This is a genomic window from Streptococcus parasanguinis (assembly GCF_001074805.1).
GTDB lineage: Bacteria > Bacillota > Bacilli > Lactobacillales > Streptococcaceae > Streptococcus > Streptococcus parasanguinis_A.
This window is the reverse complement of sequence record NZ_JUPI01000050.1, coordinates 1-8020: the sequence shown is the minus strand read 5'-3', so window position 1 is coordinate 8020 and position 8020 is coordinate 1. Positions and strand designations below refer to the sequence as shown.

7 protein-coding genes are annotated in these 8020 nt (G+C 43.4%); 6 read left to right on the top strand and 1 reads right to left on the bottom strand.

The features are described 5' to 3' along the window. Positions 1–163 precede the first annotated feature (163 nt). From ADI76_RS03420 to ADI76_RS03400, 5 genes are all read left to right on the top strand, one after another. Entirely contained in the window at positions 164–601 is a 438-nt protein-coding gene (locus ADI76_RS03420; protein ID WP_003004547.1) for a zinc-dependent MarR family transcriptional regulator, read from the top strand. A gap of 1 nt (position 602) precedes the next feature. Next, positions 603–1307 carry a metal ABC transporter ATP-binding protein gene (locus tag ADI76_RS03415; protein ID WP_049514770.1) on the top strand — a complete coding sequence of 235 codons (705 nt, stop codon included), beginning with the start codon at positions 603–605 and terminating at the stop codon, positions 1305–1307. Then, complete coding sequence (locus ADI76_RS03410) at positions 1300–2103, top strand: metal ABC transporter permease (RefSeq protein ID WP_049506201.1); 804 nt, start codon at positions 1300–1302, stop codon at positions 2101–2103. Before ADI76_RS03415 ends, ADI76_RS03410 begins: the two co-directional genes overlap by 8 nt. 2 nt (positions 2104–2105) lie before the next feature. After that, entirely contained in the window at positions 2106–3611 is a 1506-nt protein-coding gene (locus ADI76_RS03405) for a zinc ABC transporter substrate-binding protein AdcA (protein WP_049514769.1), read from the top strand. A gap of 139 nt (positions 3612–3750) precedes the next feature. Next, positions 3751–4308, top strand: coding sequence for a DUF6287 domain-containing protein (locus ADI76_RS03400; RefSeq protein WP_049514768.1), 558 nt, complete (start codon positions 3751–3753; stop codon positions 4306–4308). A 34-nt stretch (positions 4309–4342) separates the two neighbouring features. Here the strand turns inward: ADI76_RS03400 and ADI76_RS03395 are convergent, their stop codons facing one another. Further along, positions 4343–6418 (bottom strand): GH92 family glycosyl hydrolase, encoded by a 2076-nt coding sequence (locus ADI76_RS03395; RefSeq protein ID WP_049514767.1) that lies wholly within the window; start codon positions 6416–6418, stop codon positions 4343–4345. A 215-nt stretch (positions 6419–6633) separates the two neighbouring features. On the opposite strand from ADI76_RS03395, the gene ADI76_RS03390 reads away from it, so the two are divergent. Further along, positions 6634–7914, top strand: a complete 1281-nt coding sequence (locus tag ADI76_RS03390) for a glycoside hydrolase family 125 protein (protein ID WP_049514766.1) — start codon at positions 6634–6636, stop codon at positions 7912–7914. The last annotated feature ends 106 nt before the right edge of the window (positions 7915–8020 follow it).

The following is an 8020-nucleotide window of genomic DNA, read 5'->3' as shown; positions in this document are numbered from 1 at the left end:
TTATGGAACTCAAAATCCAGTGTCCGCAAGGACGTGCCGGTTCGACCCCGGCCGCCGGTATAGATTATAAAGGAGTTTTACTCCTTTTTTTGTTTTAATTTTTTCTTTTTTATGATATAATTAACCGGTAAAGTTTCTTTTAGTGAATTAGAAGGAGTTAATTTTGTCTGAAGTTGCAAATAAAATCGATCGATTTTTAAATTCTATTTTATTGTTATCAGAAAATCAGCATGAGATTTTAGTTGGTTCTTGTACAAGTGGTGTTTCATTAACCAACACTCAGGAACATATTTTGATGCTGGTTGCTGATGAAGCTCTAACCAATTCTGTCTTAGCTAAGAAATTGAATGTCAGTCAGGCGGCTATCACGAAGGCTGTGAAGCCCTTATTAAGCCAGGGGATGTTAGAGACTTATCGCGATGAGAATGATGCTCGGGTTCTCTATTATCGCTTAACTGAGATTGGTAAGCCGATTGCATTAGAGCATCAGCACCACCATCAGCATACCCTTCACACTTATGAGGATGTTTTGTCGAAGTTTACTAAGAATGAGCAAGGGGTCATTTCGCGGTTTTTAGATCTATTGGAAGAGGAGTTATAGTTTGAGGTATATTACGGTTTCGAATTTATCGTTCTATTATGATCGGGAACCGGTTTTAGAAGGGATCAATTACTACTTAGATAGTGGGGAGTTTGTGACCTTGACCGGGGAAAATGGGGCTGCTAAGTCAACCTTGATTAAGGCTAGTCTTGGGATTTTACAGCCCAAGGTTGGGACAGTTGAGATTTCAAAGACGAATGTTAAGGGAAATAAGTTAAGGATTGCTTATTTGCCACAACAGATTGCTAGTTTTAATGCTGGATTTCCCAGCACGGTCTATGAATTTGTGAAGTCAGGTCGATATCCTCGTAAAGGCTGGTTTCGAAAGTTGAATGAGCACGATGAAAAGCATATTCTAAAGAGTTTAGAATCTGTTGGGATGCTGGAGTTCAAGGATAGGGCGATTGGTTCTTTGTCTGGTGGTCAGAAACAACGGGCTGTCATTGCTCGGATGTTTGCTTCAGATCCGGATATCTTTGTTTTAGATGAACCGACAACAGGGATGGATGCGACGACAAAGAGTGATTTTTATGAGTTGATGCATCACAGTGCGCATCACCATCAAAAATCTGTTTTGATGATTACGCATGATCCTGAAGAGGTTAACCAGTTTGCGGATCGGAATATTCATTTGGTTCGCGACCAGAGCTCTCCTTGGAGATGTTTTAACGTCCATGATATAGAAGGGGAGGGTGACCATGCTTGATTTATTCCAGTATGATTTTATGCAGCGAGCCTTGTTGGCTATGGTTGCCATGAGTCTTTTTTCTCCTGTATTAGGGATTTTCTTGATTTTGAGACGGCAGAGTCTGATGAGTGATACGCTGAGTCACGTCTCTCTTGCGGGTGTCGCTTTTGGGCTTTTCCTTGGGATCTCTCCGACGCTTTCGACTATGATCATTGTCATTATAGCTGCGGTTTTTCTTGAGTATTTGCGGACCTTATTTAAGGACTTTATGGAGATCGGGACGGCAATTCTAATGTCCACTGGTCTTGCCCTAGCTTTGGTACTGATGCGTGGTGGTGGGAAAAGCTCGATGAGCTTGGATCAATATTTGTTTGGTTCTACCTTAACCATTACAGATGAACAGGTGATCGCCTTGTTTGTGATTGCTTTCGTTGTATTAGTGCTGACGGCCTTATTCTTGCGGCCTATGTATATTTTGACCTTTGATGAAGATACGGCCTTCGTAGATGGCCTTCCTGTCCGGACTATGTCCATTTTATTTAATGTGGTAACGGGGGTTGCTATCGCCTTAATGATTCCTGCAGCAGGATCGTTATTAGTTTCAACCATCATGGTCTTACCGGCTAGTATTGCGCTGAAATTAGGGAAGAACTTCCGTGGGGTCATGTTGCTTGCGGTCATTATTGGCTTTATCGGGATGTTTAGTGGGTTGATTTTGTCTTATATTGCAGATACACCAGCGAGTGCCAGCATCACGCTCTTATTTGTGGCCTTGTTCTTGCTTGTGAATCTTGGATCACGTTTGAGGAAGTAAATATGAAATTTAAAAAAATAGGTTTAATGTTGTTGGTGGCTTTTGCCCTTATCTTGACTGCTTGTGGCAAAAGTCAGAGTCAAAATGGAAAATTAAAAGTGATGACCACTTTTTATCCTGTTTATGATTTTACAAAAAATATTGTCGGAGATGAAGGAATGGTAGACCTGCTCATTGGAGCGGGATCAGAGCCTCATGAATATGAATTGTCTGCTAAGGGGCGGGCTATGATTCAAGATTCGGATGTTTTCATCTATGAGAATGAAAACATGGAAACGTGGGTTCCAAATCTTTTGAAATCAATGAAGGATAAGAAAACCAAAGTGATCGATGCCACCAAGGGCATGGTCTTGCTTCCTGGATTGGAAGAGGAACATGAACACGAAGGGGGTGAAGAACACCATCATGAATATGATCCTCACCTTTGGCTCTCTCCACATCGTGCCATGAAGATGGTAGAGTCGATTCGCGATCAGTTGGTCGCAGCTTATCCAGATAAGAAAAAGACGTTTGAGAAAAATGCGCAAGCTTATTTGAAGAAGTTACAGGCTTTGGATCAAGCTTATCAGGATGGCTTGAAAGATGCTAAGCAAAAGAATTTTGTGACCCAACACGCGGCTTTCCGTTACTTGGCCTTGGATTATGGCTTAAACCAAGTGGCTATTTCAGGGATTTCACCTGATAGCGAACCTTCTGCTGCACGATTGCGTGAATTGACAGAGTATATCAAGAAAAATGAGATCAAGGTGATTTACTTTGAGGAAAATGCTTCTAAGTCCTTGGCGAAAACCTTGTCTTCTGAAGCTGGTGTTGAGTTGGCTGTCTTAAATCCTTTGGAAAGCCTGACGGATCAAGAAATGAAAGATGGCGAAGACTACGTGTCTGTTATGAAGGAGAATCTGAAGGCACTAGAGAAAACCACATCCCAAGCTGGTAAGGATATTCAACCGGAACATGAGGAAGATTCTAAGACGGTTCAAAAAGGCTATTTCGAGGATAACCAAGTGAAGGATCGTAGCTTAGAAAATTACGCGGGTGATTGGAAATCGGTTTATCCATACTTGCAAGATGGAACGTTGGATCAGGTCTTTGATTATAAGGCAAAATTAAATCCAACCATGACTGCTGCTGAGTATAAGGAATATTATACCAAGGGTTACCAAACAGATATTGATCGGATTAAGATTGATAAGGATTCAATGGAGTTTTATCAAAAAGGATCTTCTAAGAAATATACCTATAAATACGTAGGTAAGCACATTTTGACTTATAAGAAGGGGAATCGTGGTGTTCGGTATCTCTTTGAAGCCAAGGAGAGCGATGCGGGAGACTTCAAATATGTTCAATTTAGTGACCATGAAATCACTCCGGTAAAGGCAGCTCACTTCCACATTTTCCATGGAGGAAAGAGTCAAGAAGCGCTTTATGATGAGTTGGAAAATTGGCCAACTTATTATCCTTCCAACTTATCTGGTTTAGAAGTGGCACAGGAAATGCTGGCTCATTAAGAGCTGTATCAAAAGAGAGACTAGGACTGATTATCCCGGTCTCTTTTTGATTAAAAACGAGGAGTGAAGCTTGTCAAATGCTTGAAAATACGTTACAATGAAAGGGTTTTAAACTAAAAAAAAGTATGGGGAATTTTAAATGAAAAAAGTTGGTGCAATTCTGGTGAGTTTTCTTAGTGTACTCCTGTTGGTGGCTTGTTCGCAACAGAGCGCGAGTAAGAAATCAGATTCTTCTTCTAGTCAAACGAGTGCTTCTTTTGAGGTGAAAAAGACGACAGCTTCTAGTTCAGAAGTGAAGGAGAAAGAAAAACAAGAAGAGAAAAAAGAAGTGAAGAAAATGGATCTTGAGGCTATTGCCAATGGAGATTACAGCAGTATTGCTGGTGTCTGGCAAGATGATAAAGGAAACAAGCTAGTCTTTAACGACAAAGGGTTGGTTTCACAAGAGTTAGAGGGCTATGGTGCTTCTTTAACGGATTATGGGACAGCCTCAGAAGGTATCTATGGTGGTCGTGATGGGGGCTTCTTGTTGGAGTATATTCCTGCGGGAGTGACCATTGGTGATCAGGTCGATGATCAAGGACAAGTCGTTTTTAAGGATACATCTGATGCCTCTAAGAACCGCTTGTGGTCTGGTGTTGGAATCGCTAGTTTTGGGGAACAAGGATCGATCTACTATCATGTAGGAGATGAATAATAGAAAAAAGTCGTCTGCTTTCAGACGACTTTTTTTATGGATGTGGGGGGAGCCAAGAAAGCTCGAACTGAAGCAGCTGGGCTTCAAGGAGATCCTGGTGGGCAATCTCTTGCTGCTCTTTGCCATCTAATCGGGCCTTTTGGATGAAATAGGCACCTGTAGTATGGGAGTTAGCGCAAATTTTGAGCTCATGGTTTGGAAGATGGAGAAGAACTTCTTTAAAGAGAGGGAGGCCCAGATCATAGATTGGTTTTCCAGGACAGGTTGGATAGAGTCCAAGGGCTGACCAGATGTACCAAGCAGATAGGCTACCATTGTCCTCATCACCTGGATAGGCTTGGAAATCTTGATGGAAAGCTTGGGAACGGATCTGGTGGATCAGGAGATTAGTGTATTCGGGATGAAGACTGTAACGGAAGAGGTAGGGAATGTGAAAGCTGGGTTGATTGGAGATGGCGATCTGCCCAAATGGAGCTTGGGCCATTTCACTCATTTCATGGATTTCATAGCCATATCCTCTTACATCAAATTGAGGTTTTTGATTGGACAGATCCAGCAGTCGTTGGGTGAAGGCTTTTTTACCGCCCATTAGCTCTATCAGACCGGAGAGGTCGTGTAAGGCTCCAAAAGTAGCCTGGGTGGCAGAGCATTCTGCATAATCTCCTCCCCAGCTGGTAGGAGAGAAGGGTTCTTTAAAGGTTCCATTGGTGGATCGCGCCCTCATGAAGCCTGTTTGGGCATCATACAATGTTCGGTAGGAGAGGCTAGAAGCAGCATACCGAGCGGCTGTTTCTGTATGACCCAATTGCTTGGCAACGGTAGCAATGCAAAAATCACTATAGGCATAATCTAGGCTATGGCTCACACTTTCGTGAAAATCATCGGGGAGGTAGCCAAGGGCCGTGTAGCTTTCATTGCCATGGCGACCAAAATGTTGAGTGGGATCTGTTTTTTGAGCCGTCTGGAGCATAGCTGTGAGCATGTTTTCATGTAGGTCTGGTGCGATCCCTTTAGTGACAGCATCCGCAAAGACGCCATCGATGAGGGTGCCTGGCATCATCCCTCGTTCATCTGGGGCCAACCATTTTGGTAGAAAACCAGTATCCTGGTAAGTGTTTAAAAATCCTTCGAGAAAGTGACGGTAATAATCGGGGTAGACAAGGCTAAAGAGAGGAAAAGAGGTCCGAAAGAGGTCCCAAAATCCGATATTGGTATAAGCTTTTCCTGGTTTGATTTCATTATGAGTGACATCCAGGTGCCAGTCATTTTCCTCGGTATCTGTTTCATAAAAGGTTTGAGGGAAAAGGAGGAGACGGTAAAGGCAATGATCGAAAAAGGCTTGGTCACGCCCTCCGGCATCTTTTACTTCAATTCGTTTTAGCAGCTGATTCCATTGATCGGCTGCTTCTTTTTTAGCTTCCTCTAGGGAAAGGTGGGGAAGATGGCTGTGAGCCATGTCTTGAGACAGATAAGAAGTTCCTAATTGGACGGTCACTTCCTTGCTAGCAAAGGTGAGAAAAAGATCTTGATCGATGTGAGCGACATTCTCGATCGGCTGGCTAAATTGCCACTGGAGATAGAAAGAGTAGGAAGTATCTGCGGTATGAGCCTGATCCAGAATGCGGAAGTGGCAGGTTTGATCTGTCAGGGTCAAGTCCTCTAGTTCATTTGCTGCATGAAAGCTGAGAGTCAGCTTTTCTGGTGCTCGAAAGCGCATGACAGCCCCGTAGCGGCTTGGAACTAGCTCACTGTGAATCTGATAACGTTCCGAAAAAATACGAAGGTAGTGGGGCTGGAAAACGGCTTCTTTCATCGAATAACTGCTTTGGCGACGGAAGAGGTCGGAACTTGCAATTTCTCCTGTGATGGGCGTGATGAGGCACCAAGCGTAGTCTCCTATCCAAGGACTAGGCTGGTGGGTGAGACGAAATCCCTGAAAAATAGGGAGATTGGGGTTGAAAAACCAAGCTCCTTGTTCGTGTGTCGTCTGGGGAAGGAAGTAGTTCATCCCAAAAGGGACTCCGGTATAAGGGAGGGTGTTCCCGTGCGAATAGTGGGGATGATTATCGCTTCCCCAGCGGGTATCGATGGTTTGGCAATGTGTGCGCATCTTGTCTCCTTTTTCTTCATCAACCTTAAATGATCTGTGTTTTTCTTGGAACACGCGGTGGTATTTTCTTCATTGTATCAAAGTGTTGTCAAATATGATAGCGTTTTTATCAAATGGAAAATTTTGTAGAAAAAGGGCTATAGTTTGCGTATGTATTTCCCTTTTGAAATCTTTTATACTGAATAGGAAAGAATCGATACGTGTGAGGAAAATAAATGACCTATTCAAAAGAAATTGTGCGAGAATGGTTGGATCAAGTGGCTGAGCGAGCTAAGGAGTACCCTGAGTGGGTGGATGTCTTTGAACGTTGTTATACAGACACTTTGGACAATACAGTTGAAATTTTAGAAGATGGTTCAACCTTTGTGTTAACAGGGGACATCCCAGCTATGTGGTTGCGTGACTCGACGGCTCAATTGAGGCCCTATCTTTATGTGGCAAAAAGAGACCCTCGTTTGCGTCAGACCATTGCTGGTTTGGTCAAACGCCAGATGACCTTGATCCTCAAGGATCCCTATGCCAACTCTTTTAATATTGAGGAGAACTGGAAAGGCCATCACGAGACTGATCACACCGATTTGAATGGCTGGATTTGGGAACGTAAGTATGAAGTGGACTCGCTTTGCTATCCCTTGCAACTGGCTTATCTTCTTTGGAAAGAAACTGGTGAGACTAGCCAATTTGATGAAACCTTTGTTACAGCGACTAAGGAAATCCTTCATCTTTGGACAGTGGAACAAGACCACAAGAATTCCCCTTATCGCTTTGTTCGGGATACAGATCGTAAGGAAGACACGCTGGTAAATGACGGATTTGGTCCTGACTTTGCTGTGACAGGGATGACCTGGTCAGCCTTTCGTCCAAGTGATGACTGCTGTCAGTATAGTTACTTGATTCCGTCCAATATGTTTGCAGTGGTTGTCTTGGGTTATGTGCAAGAAATCTTTGCAGACTTGAATCTAGCCGATAGTGAAAGCATCATTGCAGATGCCAAACGCCTGCAAGCGGAGATTCAAGAAGGGATCGAAAACTACGCCTACACCACTAACAGCAAGGGCGAGAAAATCTATGCCTTTGAGGTAGACGGTTTGGGAAATGCTAGCATCATGGATGATCCGAACGTACCAAGCTTGTTGGCGGCTCCATATCTGGGCTACTGCGAGATTGACGACGAGGTCTACCAAGCCACTCGTCGGACGATTTTGAGCCCTGAAAATCCTTACTTCTATGAAGGGAAGTACGCAAGTGGACTCGGAAGTTCTCATACCTTTTATCGCTATATCTGGCCGATTGCTTTATCCATTCAAGGATTGACAACGACAGATAAAGCTGAGAAAAAATTCTTGCTCGATCAGCTGGTTGCCTGCGATGGAGGCACGGGTGTCATGCACGAAAGTTTCCATGTAGATGATCCAACCAAATACTCGCGTGAATGGTTCTCTTGGGCCAACATGATGTTCTGCGAATTAGTCTTGGATTACTTGGATATTCGCTAATACTCTTCGAAAATCAAATTCAAACCACGTCAGCTTCGCCTTGCCGTATATATGTTACTGACTTCGTCAGTTCTATCTACAACCTCAAAGCAGTGCTTTGAGCAAC

Excerpts from the sequence above, each read along its gene's own strand:
- ADI76_RS03410 (WP_049506201.1), top strand. The coding sequence starts at position 1,300 with ATGCTTGATTTATTCCAGTATGATTTTATGCAGCGAGCCTTGTTGGCT.
- ADI76_RS03405 (WP_049514769.1), top strand. The coding sequence starts at position 2,106 with ATGAAATTTAAAAAAATAGGTTTAATGTTGTTGGTGGCTTTTGCCCTT.
- ADI76_RS03400 (WP_049514768.1), top strand. The coding sequence starts at position 3,751 with ATGAAAAAAGTTGGTGCAATTCTGGTGAGTTTTCTTAGTGTACTCCTG.
- ADI76_RS03395 (WP_049514767.1), bottom strand. The coding sequence starts at position 6,418 with ATGCGCACACATTGCCAAACCATCGATACCCGCTGGGGAAGCGATAAT.
- ADI76_RS03390 (WP_049514766.1), top strand. The coding sequence starts at position 6,634 with ATGACCTATTCAAAAGAAATTGTGCGAGAATGGTTGGATCAAGTGGCT.